The sequence below is a fragment of the Streptomyces sp. NPDC048484 genome (assembly GCF_040651415.1).
Taxonomy (GTDB): domain Bacteria; phylum Actinomycetota; class Actinomycetes; order Streptomycetales; family Streptomycetaceae; genus Streptomyces.
Map to the genome: position 1 here is coordinate 332220 of NZ_JBEZJY010000001.1, position 25648 is coordinate 357867.

General features: G+C 71.0%; 20 protein-coding genes. 5 read left to right on the plus strand and 15 right to left on the minus strand.

Annotation, left to right across the window (positions count from 1 at the left end; genetic code table 11):
- Window positions 1-54: 54 nt before the first annotated feature.
- From AB0D14_RS01395 to AB0D14_RS01435, 9 genes are all read right to left on the minus strand, one after another.
- Window positions 55-666, minus strand: a complete 612-nt coding sequence (locus tag AB0D14_RS01395; protein ID WP_362773161.1) for a hypothetical protein — start codon at window positions 664-666, stop codon at window positions 55-57.
- 243 nt (window positions 667-909) lie between these two features.
- Window positions 910-2739: a glycoside hydrolase family 3 N-terminal domain-containing protein gene (locus AB0D14_RS01400; RefSeq protein WP_362772936.1), complete on the minus strand. Its 1830-nt coding sequence runs from the start codon at window positions 2737-2739 to the stop codon at window positions 910-912.
- 564 nt (window positions 2740-3303) lie between these two features.
- Window positions 3304-4104 carry a sugar phosphate isomerase/epimerase family protein gene (locus tag AB0D14_RS01405; RefSeq protein WP_362772939.1) on the minus strand — a complete coding sequence of 267 codons (801 nt, stop codon included), beginning with the start codon at window positions 4102-4104 and terminating at the stop codon, window positions 3304-3306.
- Between the two features lie 124 nt (window positions 4105-4228).
- Window positions 4229-5161: a bifunctional helix-turn-helix transcriptional regulator/GNAT family N-acetyltransferase gene (locus AB0D14_RS01410; RefSeq protein WP_362772942.1), complete on the minus strand. Its 933-nt coding sequence runs from the start codon at window positions 5159-5161 to the stop codon at window positions 4229-4231.
- A gap of 225 nt (window positions 5162-5386) precedes the next feature.
- Window positions 5387-6394, minus strand: a complete 1008-nt coding sequence (locus AB0D14_RS01415; RefSeq protein ID WP_362772945.1) for an endonuclease/exonuclease/phosphatase family protein — start codon at window positions 6392-6394, stop codon at window positions 5387-5389.
- A gap of 184 nt (window positions 6395-6578) precedes the next feature.
- A complete protein-coding gene (locus AB0D14_RS01420) occupies window positions 6579-7865 on the minus strand; it encodes a HAMP domain-containing sensor histidine kinase (protein ID WP_362772948.1) in 1287 nt (428 codons plus the stop codon).
- A 1-nt stretch (window position 7866) separates the two neighbouring features.
- Window positions 7867-8691 (minus strand): response regulator transcription factor, encoded by an 825-nt coding sequence (locus AB0D14_RS01425; protein WP_362772951.1) that lies wholly within the window; start codon window positions 8689-8691, stop codon window positions 7867-7869.
- Between the two features lie 155 nt (window positions 8692-8846).
- A complete protein-coding gene (locus AB0D14_RS01430) occupies window positions 8847-10415 on the minus strand; it encodes a trypsin-like serine protease (protein ID WP_362772953.1) in 1569 nt (522 codons plus the stop codon).
- A 295-nt stretch (window positions 10416-10710) separates the two neighbouring features.
- Window positions 10711-11763, minus strand: coding sequence for a LacI family DNA-binding transcriptional regulator (locus AB0D14_RS01435; protein ID WP_362772956.1), 1053 nt, complete (start codon window positions 11761-11763; stop codon window positions 10711-10713).
- A 460-nt stretch (window positions 11764-12223) separates the two neighbouring features.
- Here AB0D14_RS01435 and AB0D14_RS01440 point away from each other — a divergent pair, with 460 nt between their 5' ends.
- Genes AB0D14_RS01440 through AB0D14_RS01450 form a run of 3 tightly spaced genes read left to right on the plus strand, consistent with a single transcriptional unit; the run spans window position 12224 to window position 15440 of the window.
- Entirely contained in the window at window positions 12224-13375 is a 1152-nt protein-coding gene (locus AB0D14_RS01440) for a Gfo/Idh/MocA family oxidoreductase (RefSeq protein WP_362772958.1), read from the plus strand.
- Window positions 13376-13422: 47 nt separating this feature from the next.
- Complete coding sequence (locus tag AB0D14_RS01445; RefSeq protein ID WP_362773164.1) at window positions 13423-14586, plus strand: dihydrodipicolinate synthase family protein; 1164 nt, start codon at window positions 13423-13425, stop codon at window positions 14584-14586.
- A 56-nt stretch (window positions 14587-14642) separates the two neighbouring features.
- On the plus strand, window positions 14643-15440 hold the full coding sequence (locus AB0D14_RS01450; RefSeq protein WP_362773166.1) for a sugar phosphate isomerase/epimerase family protein: 798 nt from the start codon (window positions 14643-14645) through the stop codon (window positions 15438-15440).
- Between the two features lie 234 nt (window positions 15441-15674).
- Here the strand turns inward: AB0D14_RS01450 and rbsD are convergent, their stop codons facing one another.
- The 6 genes from rbsD to AB0D14_RS01480 form a co-directional block, all read right to left on the minus strand.
- Window positions 15675-16067 carry a D-ribose pyranase gene (gene rbsD / locus AB0D14_RS01455; protein ID WP_362772961.1) on the minus strand — a complete coding sequence of 131 codons (393 nt, stop codon included), beginning with the start codon at window positions 16065-16067 and terminating at the stop codon, window positions 15675-15677.
- On the minus strand, window positions 16064-16969 hold the full coding sequence (locus AB0D14_RS01460) for a ribokinase (RefSeq protein WP_362772964.1): 906 nt from the start codon (window positions 16967-16969) through the stop codon (window positions 16064-16066). The genes rbsD and AB0D14_RS01460 overlap by 4 nt, the downstream gene beginning before the upstream one ends.
- 73 nt (window positions 16970-17042) lie before the next feature.
- The gene (locus AB0D14_RS01465; RefSeq protein WP_362772966.1) at window positions 17043-18998 is read right to left on the minus strand and encodes a substrate-binding domain-containing protein; all 1956 of its coding nucleotides are present in this window, start codon (window positions 18996-18998) and stop codon (window positions 17043-17045) included.
- Complete coding sequence (locus tag AB0D14_RS01470) at window positions 18988-20577, minus strand: sugar ABC transporter ATP-binding protein (RefSeq protein WP_362772969.1); 1590 nt, start codon at window positions 20575-20577, stop codon at window positions 18988-18990. Before AB0D14_RS01470 ends, AB0D14_RS01465 begins: the two co-directional genes overlap by 11 nt.
- Window positions 20574-21629, minus strand: coding sequence for a LacI family DNA-binding transcriptional regulator (locus AB0D14_RS01475; protein ID WP_362772972.1), 1056 nt, complete (start codon window positions 21627-21629; stop codon window positions 20574-20576). The genes AB0D14_RS01470 and AB0D14_RS01475 overlap by 4 nt, the downstream gene beginning before the upstream one ends.
- Window positions 21630-21749: 120 nt before the next feature.
- Window positions 21750-22658: a LysR family transcriptional regulator gene (locus AB0D14_RS01480; RefSeq protein ID WP_362772975.1), complete on the minus strand. Its 909-nt coding sequence runs from the start codon at window positions 22656-22658 to the stop codon at window positions 21750-21752.
- A 132-nt stretch (window positions 22659-22790) separates the two neighbouring features.
- Here AB0D14_RS01480 and AB0D14_RS01485 point away from each other — a divergent pair, with 132 nt between their 5' ends.
- Both AB0D14_RS01485 and dctA read left to right on the plus strand, forming a co-directional pair.
- Window positions 22791-23909, plus strand: coding sequence for a PrpF domain-containing protein (locus AB0D14_RS01485; protein WP_362772978.1), 1119 nt, complete (start codon window positions 22791-22793; stop codon window positions 23907-23909).
- The gene (dctA, locus tag AB0D14_RS01490) at window positions 23906-25366 is read left to right on the plus strand and encodes a C4-dicarboxylate transporter DctA (RefSeq protein ID WP_362772981.1); all 1461 of its coding nucleotides are present in this window, start codon (window positions 23906-23908) and stop codon (window positions 25364-25366) included. The genes AB0D14_RS01485 and dctA overlap by 4 nt, the downstream gene beginning before the upstream one ends.
- Window positions 25367-25648: the final 282 nt, after the last annotated feature.

The following is a 25648-nucleotide window of genomic DNA, read 5'->3' on the forward strand; positions in this document are numbered from 1 at the left end:
CTTCTGCGCAGTCCCCGGCAGTCCTGAGCCGCGCCCGCCCGTCGAGCCCCCGGGCTACAACGGGCGGGCGCAGCCCACCGGCCTGGGCCCGCCCAGTTCGACGTACAGCTGCGTCGACGCGGGGCAGCCGGAGCGCCTCTCCACGGCCGCGCTCACCTTGAACTCGGGGGCCTTGCCGCCGCCCTTGCTGTCGCACGACGTCTCGCGTACCTCGCCCGCGCCCGCGCTGTAGACACAGTCGCCGACGATGGTGCGGGGGCCTCCGCCGCCGCCCGGGTCGCCGGGATGCGGGGCCTCCAGGTTGCGCATACAGGCGTAGCCCTCCGGGACGGCGCCGTCACCGTCCTCGTCGGCCGATGGCTTCTGCTCGTTGATGTGCAGCACGAAGTCCGTGGTGGCGGGACAGAGCGGCCCCTCGCCCACCTTGCGGTCGTGCCGCGCGACCACGCGCGCCGCCGCCCTCTCGCTGGTGCACGACACCTCGGTGAACGACTCACGCCCGAACGAACTGCACTCGTCGATCCCGAGGAACACCACCCCGTACCCCGAGACCGCCGTCGCCGTCGGCGCCGGAGTCGTCTCCTGCGAACCGCCGTCATCGGACCCGGACGACTGCTGGCATCCGGAAAGGGCCACTGCCACCACCACCAGCAGCAGCGCGCACATCACTGCCGCCGTCACTCCCGCAGACCCCGCGTGGCGGGCGCCCACGCCCCGCGCGCCCGCGCCCGCGCCCCGTGCATCGTGCATGACGTCCCCCGATCCCTCCGCCCAGCGTGAACCGCCGCGGCGGGCCCCGTCAGGCGTGCCGGGTGCTTTGCGTCACTTGGGGGTGGAGGGCGGGGTGCGCGTCGTAGGCCCGGTACGCCAGGCCCGTGCGCGCGGCCCCGCACATCGACCGGACAGGTCCTAGTAGGTCAGGCCGTGCCCTACGGGATACAGCACGTGCGCCGGGTCGTCCGCGCGCTGCACCGGTACCGGCAGCTTGCCGGTCGGGCCCACCTGCCCCGCCACCACCCGTACCGCGGCGCGCAGCTCGACGTCCGTCCAGGAGTACGCCGCCAAGTAGGCCTTGACACCCGGCAGTTGGGCCACGTCGTACGGATTGCGGATGGCGAGCGCGATGACCGGGCGGCCTGTCGCGAGCAGTTGGCCGACGAGGGTCCGCTGACTGGAGGAGGCGGTGACGTTGTACGTTCCCACCAGCACCGCGTCCGCGTCCTGGGCCGCCGCGACGGCTTTCGCGACGGTCGCGGCGGAGGGCGCCGTGCCGGTGGACAGCGCCGTGGCGCTGAACCCCAGCTCGTTGAGCGCGTCCGCCAGCACGGTCGTGGGCGGCCCGGTGGTGCCGGACGGCGAGGCCGGGTCGGCGCCGACGACGAGCACCTTCGTATGCGTACGGCGTGAGAGCGGCAGCAGCCGGCCGGAGTTGACCAGCAGGGTCGTCGTCCGCTCGGCGATGCGGTCGGCGGACTTCAGATGCGAGGGGGTCCCGACCGTACGGTCCACGCCGCGCCCCGTGACGTACGGGTCCTTCAGCAGCCCCAGTTTCGCCTTCAGCCGCAGGACGCGCAGGATCGATTCGTCGAGGCGGGACTCCGTCAGCTCACCGCCGCGGACGGCCTGCAGGACCGCGTTCCAGGCGACGTCCAGCTTCGGCGGGTTGAGGAGCTGGTCGACCCCGGCCTTCAGGGCGAGCACGGGCACCCGGTCGTCGCCGTACTTCGTGCGGACGCCCTCCATGCCGAGCGAGTCCGTCACCACGACCCCGTCGTAGCCGAGCCGTTCGCGCAGGATGCCGGTGAGGATCGGGCGCGAGAGGGTGGCCGGATCACCGGCCGGATCGAGCGCCGGGACCATGATGTGCGCGGTCATGATCGAGTCGATGCCGGCCGCGATCGCGGCGCGGAACGGGGGCGCGTCGAGTTCGGCCCACTGCGCCTCGGTGTGCTCGATGACCGGGAAGCCGTAGTGGCTGTCGGTCTCGGTGTCGCCGTGCCCCGGGAAGTGCTTGGAGGTGGCCGCGGCCCCGGCGCCCTGGTAGCCCTTCACCTGGGCGGCGACCAGGCCCGCCACAGCCTCGGGGTCGGCGCCGAAGGAGCGTACGCCGATGACCGGGTTGGCCGGGTTCACGTTCACGTCGGCGACCGGCGCGTAGTCCTGCCGGATGCCCATGGCCCGCAGCTCGGCGCCGCCGATCCGCCCGGCCGTGCGGGCGTCGGTGCGCGAACCGCCCGCGCCGAGGGCCATCGCGCCCGGGAAGAGCGTCGCCGGTGTGCCCACGCGGGCGACTATGCCGTGCTCCTGGTCGGTGGAGATGAGTACGGGCAGGCCGCGGGGCTGTGCCAGCGAGGCCTTCTGGATGCCGTTGCTCAGGTCCGCGATCTGGTGCGGTTCACGGGTGTTGTGCGCCCACCCGAAGTAGATGATCCCGCCGACCCGGTACTTCGCGATCAGCTCGGCGGCCGTCCGTACGCCGATCTCCGTGAGGTTGGCGTCGATGTCGCTCTGGTCGGGCTCGGTCGCCGAGTGTCCGTACACCCGCATCACGAAGAGCTGCCCGACCTTCTCTTCGAGGGTCATGCGGGAGATGAGGGCCCGGAGCCTCTTGTCCTCGTGCCTGGTGTCCTCGTGCTTCACGGTGGCGCCGTCACCGGCCATTGCCGGGGTGCCGCCGGCGGCGACGGCCGCCGCCGCGCCCGCGGTCGCTGCGAGCAGCGTACGTCTGGAGGTGTGCACGTGCGCTCCTTCCGGAGAGGGCCCGATGGGCCCTTGGAGGGGCGAGTATGAAGGAAACTGCCAAGGAGTCACGGATATCCGGGAAATTTCTGCCAGTCAAGAGCGCGGACACAGGACGCGGGCAGGCGACGCGGACAGGCGAACGATGGGCGCGGCGCGGGGGCGGGGTGAGGGGCCGTCACCGGTGCTGTTGGAGGGGCGCGCGCCGGTGACGGCGTGCTGTCGGCCGCAGGCGGCGGAGAGGGTGGTCAGCTTTCGCAGCCAGCAGCGAAACCGACACCGCACTGCGGAGACTCATCCGGCAGCATGCGAATTGGACGGAGGGCGGCGGGGATGGGTTCCCCGGATTCCGGCGATTCCCGGAAGTCGGTACAAGTCGGTACAAGAACGAACGGGAGTATGTGAAGGGGCCCGAGCGGCGCCGTTTCGCCCGGTTTCCCGGCCGCCCTCCGCCCGTACGCGAAAGCCGTACGCGGGAGTGGTCCCGGGCCACGGGCCACGGGCCCCGTGCCCCGCGCCACGGGATCCGGGCCCGGGACCCGTGTGAGCCCGCCCGAACGGGCGCTACGCCGACTCGTTCAGCAGCCGGGACAGGTGCTCCCGGCCCGCGCCCAGCAGGTCTTCGAGCGGCGCGGCCGACTCGTACCAGCGCTTCTCGTACTCCCAGCACAGCCAGCCGTCCCAGCCCTCGCGGGAGAGCAGGTCGACGCACTCGGTGAGCGGGAGGACGCCCGCGCCGAGCGGCAGCGGAGTGGTGTCGTCCGGAGAGGCGATGTCCTTGACCTGGACGTAGCCGAGGAACGGGGAGAGCGCGGCGTAGGTGGCCGAGGGCTGCTCGCCGCCGAGCCAGGTGTGCATGACGTCCCAGAGGGAGCCCACCTGGCGGTGGCCGACGGGGCCGAGGACGCGGATCGCGTCGGCGCCGGTGCGGTGCGAGTCGTGGGTCTCCAGCAGGATCCGTACGCCCAGGTCGGCGGCGTACTCGGCCGCCGTGCCCAGGCGGCGGGCGGCCGTCGCGTCGCCCTCCTCGGGGCTCTGGTCCTTCCCGGCGCCGGGGAAGACCCGGATGAAGGGGGCGCCGAGGTCCCGGGCCAGGTCGAGGAGGCCGTGGATCTCGGCGATCACGGGCTCGTCGTCGCCCGGCGCCGCCACGCGCGCGTACCCGGCCAGGCCCAGGATCTCGACGCCCGCCGTCTTGAACTCGGCGGCCACGTCGGCCCGTGCGGTGAGGTCGAGGCCGGTGTGCACGGGCTCCTCGGGATGCGTGCGCAACTCGACGCCGTGGTAACCGTGGGTGGCGGCGAGCCGCACCACGTCACTGATCGGGAGTCCGGGTACACCGAGGGTGGAGAAGGCCAGTTTCACGAAATCGCACCTTCGCTGTCGGGTTACGGGCGCGGATATGTCCGCAGGGTCTTCCGGCCGGGCGCCCCAGGTGTCCCCGGGGCAGCACGGCATGAAACGGACCCTACCCGCCGCTCGCGTTCTCTCACTCCTGTGTGTCGTGCAGGTCCATACGCCAGTTCTGGCCGATGAGATCGGCGCCGAAGGAGCGGTGCGGTTTCTCGTCGACGAGGACGAATCCGTGGCGCTGGTAGATGCGGCGGGCAGCGGACAGGATGTTGTTCGTCCACAGGACCATCTCCCGGTAGCCGACCCCCCGGGCGAACTCGGCACAGGCACTCACCAGCCGGTCGCCGATGCCGAGGCCGCGCGTGTCCGGCTCGACGAGCAGCAGGCGCAGCCGGGCGGCGCCGGGTGTCTCGTCCCGTACGCACATCACGCAGCCCACCGGACGGCCGTCCAGCTCGGCGATCCACACCCGCTCCAGATGCGGGTCGTGGTCCTCGGCGAAGTCGGCGACGATCCGGGCGACCAGCCCCTCGTAGTCCGCGTTGAAGCCGAACTCGGCGCTGTAGAGCGCCGCGTTGCGCTGCACGATCCAGCCGAGGTCGCCCGGCCCCGGCGCGCGCAGCAGTACGTCTTCCGGGCGGGGGGCCCGGCCGTCCGCCAGGATCGTACGGATCGTGCGCATCGCGTCCGCCAGCCGCGGCCGGTCGGCGGGGGAGACGGCGTCGAGCAGCGAGGCGACGCTCTCCCGGGCCCGCTCGGCGAGCAGGTCGGCCGTCTCCCGGCCGCGCGGGGTGAGGGTGATCCGGCGGCGACGCGGGTCCCGCTCCGACGGGGTGCGCTCGATCAGTCCGTCCTGCTCGAACTTGTTCAGGATGCGGCTCAAATAGCCCGAGTCCAAGGAGAGTTCGGCCCGGAGGTCGGCGGCGTCCGTCCGCGTGGAGTGGGCGAGCTCGTACAGCACACGGGACTCCGTGAGCGTGTACGGGGCGTAGAGGTGGCGGCCGTAGTCGAGGGCGCCGATGACGTTCGTGTAGAAGCGGTTGAAGGAGCGGATGTCCTGGACGGTCATGACTTCTGGCACCTGCCTCGCGACTCGTGCGCCGGCCCGGACGACCGGCTCGACGGACTGCCTCAGCTGACGGACTGTCTGATGCGACTGGCCGACTCGGATTGCTGACTCAGTCAGAGATTATGTCCCTGAGGCTGGTCCCGCGGCACGGTTTTGGCCGTTTTCCGGTGCGGGCGGTCCGGACAACCCCTGACGAGGCCCGTCCCCCTCCGGGCTTCCGCGAGGTCACAGCCTCAGTTTCGCCGCGACCGGCAGGTGGTCGCTGTCGGTCGCGGGCAGTGTCCATGACGCGCGGGGGGTCACGCCGCGGACGAGGATGTGGTCGATTCTGGCGACGGGGAACGAGGACGGCCAGGTGAAGCCGAATCCGGCGCCCGCCTCCGTCTGGGCCGAGCGCATGCGGGAGGCCACGGGAGACAGTTCCCGGTCGTCGAGGGTGCCGTTGAAGTCGCCTACGAGGACGGTGCGGCGCAGTGGTTCGGCGCGCAGGACGGTGGCGAGACGGTGTGCGGCGGCGTCGCGTGCGGCGGCGGTGAAGCCCGACGCGGCGGTGACGCGGACCGAGAGCAGATGGGCGACGTAGACGGCGACCGGCCCCTCGGGCGTACGGACGACGGCGCGCAGGGCGCGTGGCCAGGGCGCGATGTCCACCGTACGGGACGTGTCGATGGGGCTCTTGCTCCACAGGCCGACCGTGCCCCGCACGACGTGGTACGGGTACGCGGCGGCCAGCGCCCGTTCGTACCGTGGTGTCGCGTCGCCGAGTTCTTCGAGGGCCAGCAGGTCGGCGCCGGCGGCGGCGAGGGCGCGTGCGGTGCGGGTGGGGTGCGGGTTGTGCTCATTGACGTTGTGGGAGACGACGCTCAGGTCCGCGCCGTCCGACCGTTCGTCGCCGCCGCCGGACTGTTTGTCGAGGAGCGTCCCGCCGAAGAGCGAGCACCAGATGAGTGCGGGCACCGTGATGGCCACGGCGGCGGTCGCGGAGCGGCGGATCAGGGCGCAGGCCAGCAGCAGCGGTACGGCCAGGCCCGTCCAGGGCAGAAAGGTCTCGACGAGGCTGCCGAGGTGGCCGGGCCGGTTGGGGATGTGGGAGTGGCCGAGCATCACCAGGGCGGCGGAGAGCGCGAGTCCGGCGATGATCCGGCCTCGGCGCCGAAAGCCGGTTTCGGGCGCGGCTGCGGCTGCGGGAGCGGGGGGCGGCGGTACGGAAGTCACGTCGAGGAGCGCTGCCATGGCGGCTACCTGTGGGACGCGGCCAGGGTCCATGTGCAGGACACCTCCAAGGTGGTCGACGTGCTGTGTTCGCACACGTCGATCACCTTGCAAGGCGCGGGTCACCGCGGGCCGTTGACCATGCCTCCGGTACCGCTCGGCCGGTCATCCGTCATGTATCGGTTCTGTTGCCGGTTCTGTGGCGTCAGCCCGCCCGCGGCAGCCGGAGCGTGGCGACGGCTCCGCCGCTGCCGCTGCCGCTGCCGTCGCCGGCGGTGGCGGTGGCGGTGGCGGTGGCGGTGGCGTTCGAGAAGAGCAGTGAAGCGCCGATGACCTGGGCCTGGCCCGAGGCGACTGTCAGTCCGAGGCCGTGCCCGCGGCCGCGCTCGGCCGCTCCGGTGCGGAAGCGCTGCGGCCCTTCGGCGAGGAGGCTGTCGGGAAAGCCGGAGCCGTGGTCACGGACGACGACGGTCGTGCCCTCGACGGTGATCTCGACCGGGCCGGCGCCGTGGCGGTGGGCGTTGACGATCAGGTTGGCGAGGATCCGGTCGAGTCGACGGGGGTCCGTCTCCACCATGGCGGGCTCGGCGCCGGCCGTGAGCCGTGCGTCGAGACCGGTGCGGGCCAGCGAGTCCCGGACCACGTCGGGGAGCGCGACGGGCCGCAGGTCGGCGTGTTCCACGCCGGCGTCGAGGCGGGCGATCTCCAACAGATCCTCGACGAGGGTGCGCAGCACCCGGACCCGGTCCCTGACGAGATCGGTGGCCTCGCTCTCGGGGAGCAGTTCGGCGGAGGTGACCAGGCCCATCAGCGGGGTGCGCAGTTCGTGCGCGACGTCGGCGGTGAAACGCTGCTCACTGCGCAGCCGGTCCTGCAAACTGTCGGCCATGGAGTCGACGGTGGCCGAGATCTCGGTGATCTCGTCGCCCGCCCGGCCGTCCACCTCGGTTCTGGCGGCCAGGTCGCCCGAGGCGATGCGCCGTGCGGTGCGAGCCACCCGCCGCAGGCGCCGGTTGGGAAGTTCGGCGGCGAGGGCGGACAGGGGCACGATGACGGCCAGCGCGGCCAGGGAGTACTTCCACATGTGCCGGTCCAGGGCACGGCGGCTGAGCTGGTCGGGAGTCATGTCGACCGACAACGCCGCCAGTTGCCCGTCCGGCATCCGCCGGCCGGCCCACATCTGCGGCGAGTACTGGTTCCTCTCGTCGTACAGGGCGCCACTCCCGTGATCCCGCACCATCCGCACCAGGTCCGCCGGCATCTCCTCGGGAGTGTGCACCACGCCGTCGGTCCCGCTGCCGCTCTCCGCCGAGAGGGCGGTGTCCAGGGCGGTGTACGCACGGGCGGCGCCATCGTTCATGGACCGCTTGTACGTGCTGTGGTGCACCAGCAGCCCGACCGTCAGCGCGATGCCGCAGCACGCCGTGGCCGCCAACAGGGCGATCTTCCAGCGCAGCGAGCGCCAGTTGAGCAGGGCCCGTGTGCTTCCCATGTCAGCGCCTCAGTTTGTAGCCGAAGCCTCGGACCGTCTCGATCCGATCGGCGTCGATCTTCTTTCGCAGCCGCTGCACGCACAGGTCGACCACCCGGCTGTCGCCGTCCCAGCCGTAGTCCCACACGTTGCGCAGCAGTGTCTGCCGGTCCAGGACGATTCCGGGGTGCGCGGCGAACTCCAGCAGCAGTCGAAGCTCGGTAGGGGCCAGCGCGACCGGCGCACCGGCAAGGAACACCTCCAGGCCGGCCGTGTCGATGACCAGGTCTCCGAAGACGAGCCGGGCGCGCTGCCGACACGGTTCGTCCTGGTCGTTCTGGTCCGATCGGTCCGACCAGTGCGGCCGGTACGGCTGGTCCGACCGGTGGACCGCGGATCCGACCGCCGCCGCGGCGGCGGTCGGATCCGCCGGTGCCACGGCAGGCGCGAACGTGGCGCGGCGCAGCAGCGATCGGATCCGGGCCACCAGCACCGCCGTGTCGACCGGCTTGACGACGTAGTCGTCGGCGCCGGCCTCCAGGCCGGACACGACATCCAGGTTGTCCCCGCGGGCCGACATCATCAGGATCGGGGCCGTGCTGCTCTCCCGGATCCGGCGGCACAGCCCGATGCCGTCGAGCTCCGGCAGCATGACGTCCAGCAACAGCAGGTCGTGCCCGCCCTCCCTGAACAGTTCGAGACCGGTCAGCCCGTCACCGGCGGAGGTGACACGGTAGCCGTAGCGCTCCAGCGCCATCGTGACCGACCTGCGGATCACCTCGTCGTCCTCGACGAGCAGGATCGCCACAGGCGCCGAGGCCTTTCCCCCGGCCACTGGAACTGACATCTCTCCCCATCGGACGTAGGTGCTGGAGGCCCATCATGCGACGGAGCCCCCCTCGCTGCCGAATTGCTGATCGGGTCAGAAGTCGGGCCAGAAGTCGGGCCAGAAGTCGGGTCAGGCGTCGTGGGGCTGGGCCGCTGTGCTGGTCCTGGTCCTGGTCACTTGCGGTGGCCGGAACGAGGCGTGGCACTGGTGAGGGTGCAGCCCCGGTGGGACAGGTCCAGCTTCGACCCCTCGGTGAGGCAGGCTGCCATCAGCTGGACCTGCTGGCCGTAGCCACGGCCCTGCACGGAGGTGACGGCTCCGTCCGGGCCCACCTCGCAGGGGTTGTTGTCGGTGCACTGCTCGCCGGTTTCGTTGTGGGTGTTGTGGATCCCCACGACCGTGTTGCCGTCGGGGGCCAGCAGTGCCGAACCGGAGGTGCCGCCCCAGGGGTTGCAGCCGTCGCTGGTGGCGTAGCGGATCGAGTTGTCCATCTGGTAGCCGCCCTCCCTCAGGTGTGGGACCACGGCCTCGGCCTTGCAGGCAAGACGGCCGCCGGTGTAGGCCAGGGTCAGCGGGTCGCCCGCGCGTACGGGGGTGGAGGCGAGTCGGAAGACCTTCGCGCCCTCGGCTTTCAACTGCGCGTAGGTCTTGTCGAGGCGGTAGAGCGCGATGTCGGTGCCGGTCATCGTCGCGTACACCAACCGCTTCGCACGGGCGGTGCTCTGCGGGTAGCCCTGACGGTCGGCGATGGGCACCTCGCGGTCGGCCGGCTGGTCCACCAGCGCAGTTCCGGGCGCGGGCCGTTCTCCCTGCACGCAGTGACCGTTGGTCAGCAACAGCGCCGGGTCCTGCGGCCGGGAGACCGGGGTGCTGACCACCGAGCCCGCGCAGGTGCCGAGGTCCGCCGCGCCTTCCACGTTCGGGATCCGGTCGTCGGGGGGCACGTCGGTGCCCTTGATGATGCCGTTGATCCAGGCGGCGTGCTTGGTGACATCGGTGTAGAGCGTCTTGCCGGTCTCGTCGGGGCCGCTGACCACGCCGGCCACCGCCCACTGGCCGCTCTCGCGGACCAGAGCGGGCCCGCCGGAGTCCATGTTCGACGCGGCGACGCTGCCGTCGGCGCTGCCGACGCACAACTCTCCGGTGATCAGTGAGGAACACTTCGAGCTCGGCTGCACGACGGTGTCGGCCTCCCGCAGCCGCGTGGGGAAACACGCCGGATCGGTACCGTCGTCGCAGGTCATGCCCCAGCCCGTGATGCGGACGGGCGTGTTGTCCGCGGGCGTGGTCGAAGCGATCCGCACGGGCTTGGCCCGGACCGGGGTCCGCAGATGCAGCAACGCCACGTCCCGGCCCCAGAACCCGCCCTCATCGTTGTTGGTCGCCAGCCTGTAGTAATGGTCGACCTCGGCGACCTCGCCCCCGGACGTGGTGTCCAGTGACCCGACCCGGACCTTCCAGCCCCGTGGGACACCCGTCTTCGCTTGGGTCGGGTTCCGGCCGGCGCAGTGGCTGGCGGTCAGAACCCACTGCGGCGCGAGGACCTCCACCCCACAGCCGTGGCGGTCCGCACGCGGCGGCGCGGGATAGGACAGCTGGAACGAGCCCATGAACGAATAGGCCCGCGTCGACTCGGTGCCACCCACGACGGCCCCCGCCGGTAGGGCGGACATCACGGTCGCCCCCACGGCGACCCCCGCTGTCAGAACGGCGGCCGCCTTGGAACTTGTCCACTTGCGCATAGGTGCCTGACTCCCTTTCGTCCCCCGCCGGCGTAACGGCCGGCGGGCCCGTACGGAGGGATCAGCACCCGGCCGTCCCGTCCGGCCCCTGATCCTGGACTCAGCGCTCTGCCACCGGGCCTCACCCACGTATCAGGCACAGCACGGCAACCGCTCAGTTGTGTATCAGCGCGGCCGAACGTCGGGACGGCGGACGGGGGGCGCGTCTTTCAGGGGCGCGGGGGAGCGGCGCCTCCAGCCCCCACAAACCCGCACCCGTCACACCACCACGTACGTACCTGCGCCCCGAAAGTCCTCAGGCCCCCTTGGGTGCCCCCGTCGACCCCCGCACCATCAACTCCCCCTGAATCGCGGCGATCCCCCCGGGCGGAACATCCTCCCGTCCCATGGCAATCCGGCCCGCCCGGGTCCCTGCATCCGCGAGCGGCAACCGCACGGTCGTCAACGCGGGCACCGCGTCGATGCTGAAGGGAAGGTCGTCGAAGCCGACGACGGACACGTCGTCCGGGATGCGCAGACCCGAGTCCCGCAGAGCGGCACACGCGCCGAGGGCGACCGTGTCGTTGGCGGCCACGACAGCCGTCAAGTCCGGCTCACGGCCCAGCAGTTCGATCGTCGCCTCGTACCCCGCCCGCCGGTCGTAGCGCCCGTGGACGGTCCGGGCGGGATCGTCCGGGATGCCGTGCGCGGCGAGCGCGTCCCGGTGGCCCTCCAGGCGATGGCGGGTCGTGGTGCGCTCCTCCGGGCCCGCGATGTAGCCCATGCGCCGATGGCCGAGGCCGATCAGATGCTCGGTGAGCTGCTGCCCGCCGCCCCGGTTGTCGAAGGTGAGGGCCATCGCGCCGGTGTCCGCCGGTGTCGGCGGACGCCCGCACAGCACCACGCGCGTTCCCGCCTCGACGAGCTTGCGCAGTTTCGTCGCCACGGCCGCCGCGTGCGCCGTGTTCTCCACGGCCCCGCCGGTGAGCACCACCGCCGCGGCGCGCTGGCGCTGAAGGAGGGTGAGGTAGGTGAGTTCGCGCTCAGGGGAGCCGCCGGTGTTGCACACGACGGCGAGCCGCTCCCCGCCCGCCCGGCCTCCCGGCCCGCCGATCTCGGCCTGGATCGCCCCCGCCATGATCCCGAAGAACGGGTCGGCGATGTCGTTGACCAGGATCCCCACCAGGTCGGAGGTGGCGGCCGCGAGCGCGCTCGCGGGGCCGTTCAGTACGTAGTCCAGTTCGTCCACGGCCCGCAGTACCCGCTCACGGGTGGAGGCCGCCACGGGGTAGTTACCGTTCAGCACGCGCGACACCGTCGCGGGCGAGACCTGCGCGCGGGTCGCCACGTCCGCCAGGGTCACCGTCATCTCGTCGTCCTCCGGTCGCACATCTCGTCGTCGTCCTCAGTGCCGTACTACTCCTGTGCCGGCCCGGTGTCGCGCCCCCGCCCGAGTGGTGCAGACCATACGGTCGGCCCGAGTGGTGCAGACCTTACGGTCAGGGAGCGGCGAGGCCCACACGGCCCCGGGCTCATGCCGGCCTGTACAGGCATGTACGGGCACGTACGGCACCTGTGGGCAGGTCCAGGCGCGGTGCAGGCACGTGCGGAGCACGGGCAGAGCACGGGCAGAGCACGGGCAGACCCTAAGCCCGCGAGCCCCTCCCGTTCGCCCCCTCGAACAACTCTTCCCTCCCGTGGTCTTGTCCGATCCGCTGCACAGAGGCTAGCTTCTCCTTACATAGAAAGCGCTTGCTGTGACGCTCACCAGTTCACCGGGGTCCACCGGCGGGGCGTACGCGGCGCGGGACGCGTACGAAGGGAATGACGTGACACGCAAGACGGTGCGCATCGCCATGAACGGCGTGACGGGACGCATGGGCTACCGCCAGCACCTCGTCCGCTCGATCCTCGCCCTGCGCGAGCAGGGCGGACTCGACCTCGGCGACGGAACCGTGCTGTGGCCCGAGCCGGTCCTTGTCGGCCGCCGCGAGCACGCCGTGAAGGCGATCGCGGACCAGCACGGCATAGAGCACTGGTCCACCGACCTCGACGCCGTCCTCGCCGACCCGACCGTCGACATCTACTTCGACGCCCAGGTCACCTCGGCGCGCGAGGAGGCGCTCAAGCAGGCGATCGCGGCCGGCAAGCACATCTACACGGAGAAGCCGACCGCGACCGGCCTCGACGGTGCCCTGGCCCTTGCCCGGCTGGCGAACGAGGCCGGCATCAAGCACGGCGTCGTCCAGGACAAGCTCTTCCTCCCCGGACTGCTCAAGCTCAAGAGGCTCATCGACGGCGGTTTCTTCGGCCGCATCCTCTCCGTCCGCGGTGAGTTCGGCTACTGGGTCTTCGAGGGGGACTGGCAGTCCGCGCAGCGCCCCTCGTGGAACTACCGGAGCGAGGACGGCGGCGGCATCGTCGTCGACATGTTCCCGCACTGGGAGTACGTGCTGCACGAGCTGTTCGGCCGGGTGAAGACGGTCCAGGCGCTCACCGCCACCCACATCCCGCAGCGCTGGGACGAGCAGAACAAGCCGTACGACGCCACGGCCGACGACGCCGCGTACGGCGTCTTCGAGCTGGAGGGCGGCGCGATCGCCCAGATCAACTCCTCCTGGGCGGTACGCGTCAACCGCGACGAACTCGTCGAGTTCCAGGTCGACGGCACCGAGGGCTCGGCGGTCGCCGGGCTGCGCAACTGCCGTGTCCAGCACCGGTCCGCGACCCCCAAGCCGGTCTGGAACCCGGACATCCCCGCCACCGAGGTCTTCCGCGACCAGTGGCAGGAGGTGCCCGACAACACCGAGTTCGACAACGGCTTCAAGGCGCAGTGGGAGCTCTTCCTCAAGCACGTCTACGCCGACGCGCCCTACCACTGGGACCTCCTGGCCGGCGCCCGCGGAGTCCAGCTCGCCGAGCTGGGGCTGAAGTCCTCGGCCGAGGGCCGCCGCTTCGACGTCCCGGAGGTTTCGCTGTGACGAACGAGAAGAGCGAGAAGAGCGAGAAGAACGGGAAGTTCCGGAGCATCCAACTGCCGGGTGCTGGCGGCGAGTTGCGCACCTACACCCCGCGCACCGAACCCCTCACCGTCACCACCGGCGCCCCCTTCACCTCCCGTACGGTCTTCTCGGCGGCGCACGTCGTGGCCGACCCGTACGCCGATGTCTCGCCGGACTCCCCGGCCGCCGTCGACTGGGACGCGACCCTCGCCTTCCGCCGCCATCTGTGGTCCCACGGACTCGGTGTCGCCGAGGCGATGGACACGGCCCAGCGCGGGATGGGACTCGACTGGGCGGGTGCGGCCGAACTGATCCGCCGTTCGTCGGCGGAGGCCAAGGCGGTCGGCGGCCTGATCGCCTGCGGCGTCGGCACCGACCAGCTGTCGGTCACCGAGATCGGGTACCCGTACAGCCTGGACGAGGTGCGGGCCGCGTACGAGGAGCAGCTCGCTCTCGTCGAGGAGTCCGGCTCGCGGGCCATCCTGATGGCCTCACGGGCGCTGGCCGCCGTCGCCAAGGGCCCCGAGGACTATCTGGAGGTGTACGGCCACCTGCTCCGCCAGTCCGCCGAGCCCGTGGTCCTGCACTGGCTGGGCCCGATGTTCAACCCGGCCCTGGAGGGCTACTGGGGCAGCACCGACCTGGACGCCGCGACCAGCACGTTCCTGGAGGTCATCGCCGCCCACCCCGACAAGGTCGACGGCATCAAGGTCTCCCTGCTGGACGCCCAGCGCGAGATCGACCTGCGCCGCAAGCTCCCCGACGGGGTGCGCTGCTACACCGGTGACGACTTCAACTACCCGGAGCTGATCGCGGGCGACGACCAGGGCTTCAGCCATGCCCTGCTCGGCATCTTCGACCCGCTGGGCCCGCTGGCGGCAGAGGCGGTCCGGGTCCTGGACACGGGCGACACGGACGGCTTCCGTGAACTGCTCGACCCCACCGTCGAGTTGTCCCGCCACCTCTTCCAGACCCCGACCCGCTTCTACAAGACGGGCGTGGTCCTCCTGGCCTGGCTCGCGGGCCACCAGTCCCACTTCACGATGGTCGGCGGCCTCCAGGCGGCCCGTTCGCTGCCGCACCTCGCTCGCGCGTACGAACTCGCCGACGGCCTGGGCCTGTTCCCCGACCCGGCGCTCGCCGAGGCACGCATGAAGAACCTGCTGGCCCTGTACGGAGTGAACCAGTGACCACGAGTCCGAACACGAGCCCTCTCGGGGACCTCGCCCGCTTCAGCATCAACCAGATGACGGTCAAGCAGCTGTCGATGCCCGAACTGGTCGATGCCTGCCGGGAGTTGGGTGTCCCGGGCGTGGGCCTGTGGCGGGCCCCGGTCCAGACGTACGGTCTGGAGCGGACGGCCAAGCTGGTCCGCGACGCGGGTCTGGCCGTCACCACCCTCTGCCGCGGCGGCTTCCTCACGGCGATCGACCCGGCCGAGCGGGCGAAGGCCCTCGACGACAACCGGCTGGCGATCGACGAGGCCGCCACCCTCGGCACGGACACGCTCGTGCTGGTCTCCGGCGGGCTCCCGGCGGGCTCCAAGGACCTCCACGGCGCCCGGGAGCGGATCGCGGACGCCCTGGGGGAGCTGGGCCCGTACGCCGAGGAGCGGGGTGTGCGTCTGGCCATCGAGCCGCTCCACCCGATGTACGCCTCGGACCGCTGCGTGGTCTCCACGCTCACCCAGGCCCTCGACCTCGCGGAACGCTTCCCCGCCCACCAGGTAGGCGTCACGGTCGACACGTACCACCTCTGGTGGGACGACCGGGCCCCCGCGGAGATCGCCCGCGCGGGCGCCGCCGGCCGCATCCACACCTTCCAGCTCGCCGACTGGACCACCCCGCTGCCCGAGGGAGTCCTCAACGGCCGCGGCCAGATCGGCGACGGCTCGATCGACATGCGCGAGTGGAAGGCGTACGTCGAGGCGGCGGGCTACACAGGACCCATCGAGGTCGAGCTGTTCAACGACGGCCTGTGGGCCAGGGACGGCCGCGAGGTCCTCGCGGAAACGGCGGCGCGGTTCGTGGAACACGCGGCGTGACAGCGGCGCCCGGACCTGCCGGGGGAAACCTCAAAAAAATCTCAGGACACCGTGCAACCCTCCCCCCACCTCGCGGGTCGTACTTGGCATCAGGACCGCTGGAGGGGGATCCGGGGGGATCGCGGGGGTTCTGATTCTGGGGGAGGGGAACCGAGGGGGCCCGGTCGACGGACCGGGCCCCCTCGAAATATTTCCGCCTCCTGAAGAGCCCACTTCAACGGCTCACCCGACGGCTCAGAAAAAGACGCCGCAGTGCAGCAGTACGTTCGCGTACGGGCGGGCCTCGCCGGTCCGCACGATCAGACGGGCGCCGGCCGAGAGGGCCTTCAGGTCGTCGTGCGAGACGTAGGTCAGCGTGGCCGGGAAGCGGCCGGTCAGCAGGGCGGACGCCGCCGGGTTCGCCTCCCGTACCTCCGACGCCGCCGTCGCACCCTCCACGACCAGCTCGTCCAGCAGGCCCTCCAGGACCTCCTCGAAGGACGGCACCCCGGCCCGGAACGCCAGGTCGACGACCCGAGGACCGCCCGGTATGGGCATGCCCGCGTCGCAGATCAGTACGCCGTCGCCGTGGCCCAGTTCGGCCAGGGCGCCCGCCAGATGACGGTTCAGGATTCCGGCCCTCTTCATACGGCGGCGACCTCTTCGGTAGTGGGGAAGGACGCCTGCGCGCCCTCTCGGGTGACGGCGACGGCGCCCACGCGGGCCGCGTACGCCGCCGAGTCCGCGAGCGAGTCCCCGGCGCCCAGCCGGCAGGCCAGCGCTGCGGTGAAGGAGTCGCCGGCGCCGGTCGTGTCCACGACGTTCACCTTCACGGCGGGGACACGCGCCGTGCCCGAGGCGTCGGCGACCAGGGCACCCTCCTCGCCCAGGGTGACGACCACCGAACGCGGGCCGAGTGCGAGAAGCGCCCCGGCCCACTCCTCGGGTGTCGCGCCCGCGTCCGCGCCGAGCACCACCTGCGCCTCGTGCTCGTTCACGATCAGCGGATCGCAGGCCGCGAGCACGTCCTCGGGCAACTCCCGCGGCGGGGACGGGTTCAGTACGAAGCGGGTGCCGGGCCGCAAGCCCCGTACGACCTCCGTGACCGTCTCCAGGGGGATCTCCAGCTGGGTCGACACGACGCGGGAGGCCGAGAGCAGGGCCGCCGCCGGTGCCGCACGGATGTCGTCCGGGGTCAGCCGGCCGTTCGCGCCTGGCGACACCACGATGCTGTTGTCCCCGGACGGGTCCACGGTGATGAGCGCGACGCCGGTGGGCGCGCCGCCGACAAGGACACCGGACGTGTCGACCCCGGCCGCCCGCTGCGAGTCGAGCAGCAGCCGGCCGTGCGCGTCGTCGCCGATCCGGGCGAGGAGCGCCGTCCGCGCCCCGAGCCGGGCGGCGGCGACCGCCTGGTTGGCGCCCTTCCCGCCGGGGTGCAGGGCCAGGTCGGAGCCGAGCACGGTCTCCCCGGCGCCCGGCCGCCGCTCGACACCGATGACCAGATCGGCGTTGGCCGACCCCACGACCAGCAGGTCGTACTCGAACATGGACTGTCTCCCTGTTGCTCCCCGGAGGGGAGTCTGTAGCTCCCCGTAGGGGCATGCGGTGTGGTGGGCGGGGTCAGCCGGTGAAGCCGGCCACGTTCTTCGCCGTGACCACCTTCACCGGGACCTTCACCGTCTGCTCGACCTTCTTGCCGTCGGCCGCGCGCAGCGCGTTCTCCACCGCGATCCTCCCGAGTTCCTTCGGCTGCTGTGCCACGGAGGCGTACATCGTGCCCTCCTCGACCGCCTTCAGACCGTCGGGCGTGCCGTCGAAGCCGATGACCTGTACCGACTTTCCGGCCTTGGAGCCCAGTGCCTTGACAGCGCCGAGCGCCATCTCGTCGTTCTCGGCGAAGACGCCCTGGACGTCCGGGTGGGCCTGGAGCAGGTTCGTCATCACGTCAAGACCCTTCGTGCGGTCGAAGTCGGCGGGCTGCCTGGCGACCACCTCGATGTCCGGGTAGTCCTTCAGGCCCGCCGCGAAGCCCGCGCCGCGCTCACGGCTCGCGGAGGTCCCGGCCAGTCCCTGCAGGATGACGATCTTTCCCTTGCCGCCCAGCTTCTCGGCCAGCGCCTTGGCGCCCAGCTTGCCGCCCTCGACGTTGTCGGAGGCCACGAGCGCGGCCGTCTTCGCCTTGTTGACGCCCCGGTCGACACCGACGACGGGGATGTCGGACTTGTTCGCGGAGCGCACCGACGGGCCCGCCGCGTCCGAGTCCACCGGGTTGACGATGATCGAGTCGACGCCCTCGCTGGTGAAGTTCTGCAGTTGGTTGGCCTGCTGCGAGGCGTCGTTCTGCGCGTCTGTGACGGTCAGGTCCGCCCCGAGCTTCTTCGCCTCGGCCTGCGCGCCCTCCTTGATCTGTACGAAGAAGGGGTTGTTCAGAGTGGAGAGGGACAGGCCCACCTTCGGGTTCGCGGAGGACGAGCCGTTGTTGAACAGGGACAGGCCGCCCACGATCGCCGCCACGAGGACCACGGCGAGCCCGTACTTGATGGCCTGTGGACCCTTCAGGCCCGCCGCGCCTCCGGCGCCGGACGTGACCGGGGTCGCCCCCGCCTTGCGCCGCACGGTGTCGAGCAGCACCGCCAGCGCGATGACCACACCGATGACGACCTGCTGCCAGAACGCCGACACGGACAGGAGGTTGAGGCCGTTGCGCAGCACCGCGAGGATCAGCGCGCCGATCAGCGTCCCGGACGCCTTGCCGGTGCCGCCCGCGAGGGAGGCGCCGCCGATGACGACAGCGGCGATCGCGTCCAGCTCGTAACCCTGCGCGGCCTGCGGCTGCGCGGAGGACAGCCGGGAGGCGAGCACGATGCCCGCGGCGGCCGCGAAGAGCCCCGACAGCGCGTAGATGACGAGCTTCTGCCGCTTCACCCGCAGCCCGGAGAGGCGGGCCGCCTCCTCGTTGCCGCCGATCGCGTACATGGAGCGCCCGATGTACGTACGCCCCAGGATCAGGGCCGTGACCAGCCCCATGACGACCATCAGGAGGACCGGCACGGGCAGCCAGCCGCCCAGCGTGTCACCGAGGTGCGAGACCGACTCCGGGAAGGCGATCGGGGAGCCCTGCGAGATCACCAGGGACAGACCGCGGCCCACCGACAGCATGGCCAGCGTCGCGATGAACGGCGGCAGCTTCCCGTACGAGATCAGGACGCCGTTGACCAGGCCGCACGCTATGCCGGTGGCGACCGCGAGGATCACCGCAAGCCAGACCGGTACGCCCTCCGAAGTCGCCGTCCAGGCAAGGACGGTGGCCGACAGCGCGGCCACGGAACCGACCGACAGGTCGATGCCCGCCGAGACGATCACGAAGGTCACACCGAAGGCGAGGATGGCCGTCACGGCCGCCTGGACGCCGATGTTGAGCAGATTGTCCGTCGTCAGGAAGTCGCCGGACAGGGCCGACATCGCGATGACGAGAATGATGAGCGCGGTGAGCGCGCCGTTGTCGAGCAGAAGACGGCGCAGGCCGCCCGGAGCGCGACTCGCGCCCGTTGTGCTCTTGAGCGAGTCAGTGGCCACGGGAGCCCTCCCCGGAGGTAGCAGAGTTGGTGTTGTTGTGGGTGTTGCTCGTGACGGATGCTGTGGGTGTGCTGACGGCGAGTGCCATCACGGAGTCCTGGGTCGCCTCGTCGGCGGAGAGTTCACCGGTGATCCGGCCCTGGGCCATCACCAGCACCCGGTCGCTCATACCGAGCACCTCGGGCAGATCGCTGGAGATCATCAGGACGGCGTGTCCGGCGGCTGTCAGCTCGTTGACCAGCTGGTAGATCTCGACCTTGGCGCCCACGTCGATGCCACGGGTCGGCTCGTCGAGGATCAGCACCTTGGTGTCGGCGAGCAGCCACTTGCCGATGACGACCTTCTGCTGGTTGCCGCCGGAGAGGGTCCGCACGTGCTGGCCGAGCCCGGCCATCCGTACGCCCAGCTGCTCGGCGATCTTCGCGGCGGCCGTCCGCTGGCCCTTGAGGTCGACGAGCCCGCCGCGGGTGGCGGCGCGCAGGGTGACCAGCCCGAGGTTCTCCTCGACGGAGGCGTCGAGCAGCAGCCCCTGACCCTTGCGGTCCTCGGGGACGAGCCCGATCCCGGCGGTCATCGCCGCGTTGACGTCGTGGCGCGGCAGCCGTTCTCCGGCGACCGCGACCGATCCCCTGTCGTACGGGTCGGCCCCGAAGACCGCCCGGACGACCTCGGTGCGTCCCGCTCCGACGAGGCCCGCGATCCCGACGACCTCACCGGCCCGCACCTCGAAGCTGACGTCGTGGAAGACACCGGCCCTGGTGAGCCCGTCCACGGTGAGCAACGCGGTGCCGGTGCCGGTGTCGCTGTTGTCGTCGCTGTCGGGCCGTTCGCGCGGATACTGCAGCTCGATGGAACGGCCCACCATCATGCGTACGAGATCGTCCTCGGACGTGGAGGCGGGCACCTGGCCGACGCTCCTGCCGTCCCGGAGGACCGTGACCCGGTCGCCCAGGGCGGCGATCTCCTCCAGGTGGTGCGTGATGAAGACGATGCCCACGCCGTCCTCGCGCAGCTTGCGCACGATCCGGAAGAGCTTCTCGACCTCCGTGGAGGTGAGCACCGCGGTCGGCTCGTCCATGATCAGGACGCGCGCGTCCAGGCTCAGCGCCTTCGCGATCTCGACCATCTGGAGGCGGGCGATACCGAGTTCACGCACCCGCGTGCGGGGGGACACCTGGACGCCGACCCGCTCCAGAAGCACGGCGGCGTCGGCCTCCATCCGCTTCCGGTCGATCATCCCCAGGCGGCGCGGCTGGCGGCCCAGGAAGATGTTCTCGGCGACCGTCAGATCGGGGACCAGGTTGAACTCCTGGTAGATGGTCGCGATCCCGAGGCGCGCGGCGTCCTGCGCGTCGTGGATGCGGACCTTCCGGCCGTCGACCACGATCTTCCCGGCGTCGGGCCGGTAGGCGCCGGACAGCATCTTGATGAGGGTGCTCTTGCCCGCACCGTTCTCACCGAGCAGTACGTGCACCTCGCCGCGGCGCAGATCGAAGTCGACGCTGTCGAGCGCGACCACACCGGGGAAGGTCTTGCGTATCCCTTCGATACGCAGCAACTCGTCCGGGCTGCTGCTCACGGGTTGCTCCTTTGAGTGACGTTCGTGGCTGTGCTGGGGGTGGGTGTGCTGTCCATGGCGGGCGGTTCGCCGCAGGAGCGGCGGACGACGAGCCGGGCGGCGAGGGTCACCGACTGCGGGGTCCGCCCCTCGATGCGGTCCACCACGGCGCGTACGGCGGCCCGGCCCAGCTCGGGGGTCGGCTGGGCGATCGCCGTGATGGGCGGATCGGTGTGCACGAACCACGGGATGTCGTCGAACGCCGCGAGCGCGATGTCGTCGGGAACCCGCAGTCCGCGTGCGCGGATGGCGTCCAGCGCGCCCAGGGCCATCAGGTTGTCGGCCGCGAAGACGACCTCGGGCGGCTCGGCCAGGTCGAGGAACTCCTCGATCGCCCGCCGGCCGCTGGCCGCCTGGAAGTCGCCCTGTCCTATGTACGCGTCGGGCAGCGGGAGCCCGTACTCGCGCAGGGCGTCCCGGAAGGCCTCCACCCGCTCGCTGCCGGTGGTGGTGGTCGCCGGGCCCGCGATGATGGCGAGCCTGCGGTGGCCGAGGCCGTGCAGATGGGCGACCAGGTCGTGCACGGCGGCGCGCCCGTCCGCCCGGACCACGGGCACGTCCATGCCCGGTATCCAGCGGTCCACGAAGACCATCGGGGTCCCCGCGCGCGCGGCGTCCAGCATCAGCGCCGAGCCGCCGTCCGTGGGGGAGACCAGCAGGCCGTCGATACGGCGGTCGAGGAGCGTACGGACGTGGTGGTCCTGCAACTCGGACCGTTCGTCGGCGTTTCCGATGATGACGCTGTAGCCGAGGGCGCGGGCCTCCTCCTCGACGGAGCGGGCCAGCTCGGTGAAGTACGGGTTGAGTACGTCGCTGATGACCAGGCCGAGCGTGCGGGTCTGGTCGGTGCGCAGGGAGCGGGCGACGGCGTTCGGGCGGTAGCCCAGTGCCCCGACGGCGGCCAGCACACGTGCGCGGGCTTCCGCGCTCACCGACGGGTGGTCGTTCAGGACACGCGAGACCGTGGCGACGGACACACCCGCCTCGGCGGCGACGTCCTTGATGCTCGCCATCGACGCTCCACCTCCTTGTGGAATCGATTACATGCGACCTACTGAAGCGATTGGAATCGATTACACAGGTGTTAATCAAGACCCGAGACCGGATCGTGACGATCCGGTCCCCGAGGCATGTCAGGACGGCGCGCCGACCGCCGCGCTGTCGCGCAGGAAGCCCGCGAAGGCCTGGGCGGCAGGTGTGAGGACGTGGTCGCTCATGCGGACGAGGAGGATGCGGCGCACCGGGGCCGGGGGTTGCAGCGGCAGGACGCTGACGCCGCCTCGGATGCCTTCCAGGGCGAGGGTGGGGGCGAGGGCGACGCCGATGCCGGCGGCGACCATGGCCTGGGCCTCCTGGTAGTCGTGGGCCTCGTAGGCGATCTGCGGCTCGAACCCGGCTGCGTGGCAGCTGCGGGCGAGAGCCTCGGCCACCGGGTGGTTGTCGGCACGGGTGATCCAGGAGTCGTTCGCGAAGTCGGCGAGGGCGGCCAGGGGCTGGCCGGCGAGCGGGTGGTCGTTGCTGACGAGGAGCGTCGGAGGGTCGTCGACGAGTGGGGTGACCACGATGTCTTCGCGATCGATTCGGTTCCAGTCGTAGTCCCACATCAAGGACATCTCGACCTCCCGGCTCTCCAGCATCGCCCACAGGCCCGCGATACGGGCACTGCGCACCGTCAGCCGTACGTCTGGATGTGCTTCCCGGAAGGCGATCACGGCCCGTGGGAGGAGAGAGGCGCCGACGGTGGGGAAGGTGCCGACCCGGAGGGTGCCCGCACGCAGCCCCACGAAGTCGGCGAGCTCGTTCGCCGCGGCCGTCAGTTCGCGCTTGATCCGCTCCCCGCGTTCGGCCAGGGCGCGGCCCGCGTCGGTGAGCGTGACGCCCCGCGCATGGCGCTCCAGCAGGGGCTGTCCAGCCTCCGCCTCCAGGCGGCTGACCTGCTGGGACACCGCTGACGGAGTGTAGTTGAGGGCCCGTGCGGTCGCGGTGACCGAGCCCCGGCGGGCGACTTCGGTGAAGAGCAGGATGCGCCGGACGTCGAGCACCGCACCACCTCCAGCATTAACTTCAACTTAATACCCCTGCAGATTTACGAGATTGTACTTCACGCTCTCCGCGCCCACTGTGGATCGCATCCCCCACGGAAGTGCCGCCGGGGTTTCCACGAGGAGTCCGTTGTGTTGCGTCTGCAGGGCGAGATGATCCGCGGAGGAACCAGCAAGTGCTGGATCTTCGACCACCACGACGTGGTGGCGACCGGCGTGAACGCCGACGCTCTGCTGCTCGCCGCCTACAACGCCGCCGACCCCCGCCAGATCGACGGCGTCGGCGGTGCCTCCTCCACCACTTCCAAGGCCGCGATAGTCGGGGCCTCGACCGAGCCGGGCGTCGACATCGAGTACGCCTTCGCGCAGGTCGGCATCGGTGACGAGCGCGTGGAATGGGCCAGCAACTGCGGCAACTGCGCGACCGCCGTCGCCCTGTACGCCGTCCACAACGGCCTGGTGCCGATCACGTCGGACTCCACCACGGTGCGGATGCTCAATGTCAACACCCGGGCCCGCCTCACCGGCACCATCCCCACCCCCGGACGGACGGCCCCGGAGGAGGGCACGGCCGCGGTGCCCGGCACCGCCGCACTCGGTGTGCCGGTCCTGCTCGGCTTCGAGGACCCGGCGGGTTCGACCACGGGTCGCACCCTGCCGACCGGCCGCGCCGTGGACACCCTGACCGGGCCCGTCGGCCGGGTCGAGGCGTCCCTGGTCGACGCCGGCGCCCCGGCCGCGCTGTTCGAGGCCAAGGCCTTCAGCCTCCAGGGCACCGAGTCTCTGGCCGAGTTCGCCGCGGCATTGCCGGCGCTCACCGTGCTGCGCCGGCAGGCCGCCCTTGCCATGGGCCTGGCCAAGGAGCACGAACCCGTCAGCCACGCCGTGCCGAAGGTCGGCCTCGTCGCCCGCCCCGCCGCCTACCGCACCACCGACGGCACCCCGGTCGGAGAGGACGAGTACGACCTGGCCGTCCGCATGGTTTCCATGCACGCACCCCACCCGACGATCGGTCTCACCTCGGCCGTCGCGCTGGCCACCGCAGCCGCTACCCCCGGCACCCTCGCTCACCGCGTCGCCCGGCAGACCGCCGACGGAACGCTGCGCCTGGGCACCCCGGCCGGTGTCATCACCGCCCAATCCGTCCCCGCGGCGCACGGCGCGTCCCCCACGGTGCTGCTGCACCGCGCCGCCCGCCGCATCGCCCGAGCCGAACTCCTCGTTCCCGTCCTGGAAGGACGCCCCGCATGAGCCGCAACGACGCCGCCCCGGGCACCGTCACCGCCCCACCCGGCCGCATCCGCCGACTGCTGTCTCTGCTGTACGTCCAGTGTCTGATCGGTGTCCTTGCCGGGGCAGCGGTCGGCTGGCTGTGGCCCTCGTTCGGAGCCGACCTGAAACCCTTGGGCGACAGCTTCATCGCCCTGGTGCGCATGATGATCGCCCCGGTCATCTTCTGTACCGTCATCCACGGCATCGCCTCCATGGGCAACGCGCGCGCCGTCGGACGGGTCAGTCTCAAGGCGCTGATCTACTTCGAGGTCCTGACCACCGTCGCCATGGTGATCGGCCTGGTCGTCGTCAACCTCGTCAAGCCCGGCAGCGGACTGCACGTCGATCCGTCCACCCTGTCCACCGAGGGCCTGCCGCCGGAGGCGACTCAGAGCCACGAGAGCGTCTCCGCGTTCGTCCTCTCCAACATTCCGGACACCCTGCCCGGCGCGCTGACCGGCCACGAGATCCTGCCGGTGCTTCTGGTCTCGGTCCTGTTCGGCTTCGGCCTGAACGCCGCCGGCGAGGCCGGGGCGGGGATCACACAGGGCATTGAGAAGCTGTCCAAGATCCTGTTCACGCTCATCCGCTGGATCATGCGGCTGGCCCCGATCGGCGCCTTCGGCTCCATGGCCTTCACCATCGGCAACTACGGTCTCGACACCCTGCGTCACCTCTTTCTGCTGGTCGGCTCCTTCTGGCTCACCGCCCTGTTCTTCGTCCTGGTCGTCCTCGGCACGGTCATGCGCATCAACGGCCTGCGTCTGCTTCCCTTCCTCCGCTACATCAAGGAAGAGCTGCTGATCGTCCTCGGCACCTCGTCCAGCGAGCCGGTGCTGCCGCGCATGATGGCCAAACTGCAGCACGCCGGCGCCTCCAAGCCGGTCGTGGGCATCACACTGCCCGCCGGATACTCCTTCAACCTCGACGGCACCGCGATCTACCTGACCATGGGCTCGGTCTTCCTCGCCCAGGCCCTCGGCATCGACCTCAGCCTCACCCAGCAACTGTCGATGCTCGCCGTCATGCTGCTCACCTCCAAGGGCGCCGCAGGCGTTACCGGCTCCGGTTTCATCGCCCTGGCAGCCACCCTCAGCGCCGTTCCGCACGTTCCCGTCGCCGCCCTGGCCCTCATCTTCGGAATCGACCGCTTCATGTCCGAGGCCCGGGCTCTGACCAGCGTCGTGGGCAACGGCGTCGCCACCCTGGCGGTGGCCAAGTGGGAGGGGCAACTCGACATGGCCCGTGCCAAGGCCGTCATGAGTGGCGAGATCCCGTACACCTCCGCTCCCGAGACCGACCGCGCCCATGAGCCGCAGGGTGGGCCAAAGCAGCAGATCAGCCCCGTGCTCGACGCGAAGCCCAAGGAGACCGAAGCGGCCGAGCTGAAGTCAGCGGCCGGATCGGACCGTGACCCCGTGCCCACCGCTGGCTGACGCTCCCTCACACTCACACTCACAACCACAGCCGGTCCGGGCCCGTGCTCCGGACCGGCCCTTTCTCTTGATCACAGGAAGTCACGGATTCCCGGCCGAAGCCCGTGCCGCGCAGCGGCACAGCAGCGGAACGGAAGGCCAGAATCCTCGTGCTTCAGCACGAGGTACAAGTCAAGTCATCGGCATCAGCGCACCGAAGAACGAGAAACCGGTCCGAACGATCGCCTTGCTGCTGTCCGAGTGAGCACTGTGCAGTGATACGGCACCGGACCGGCTGGGCGG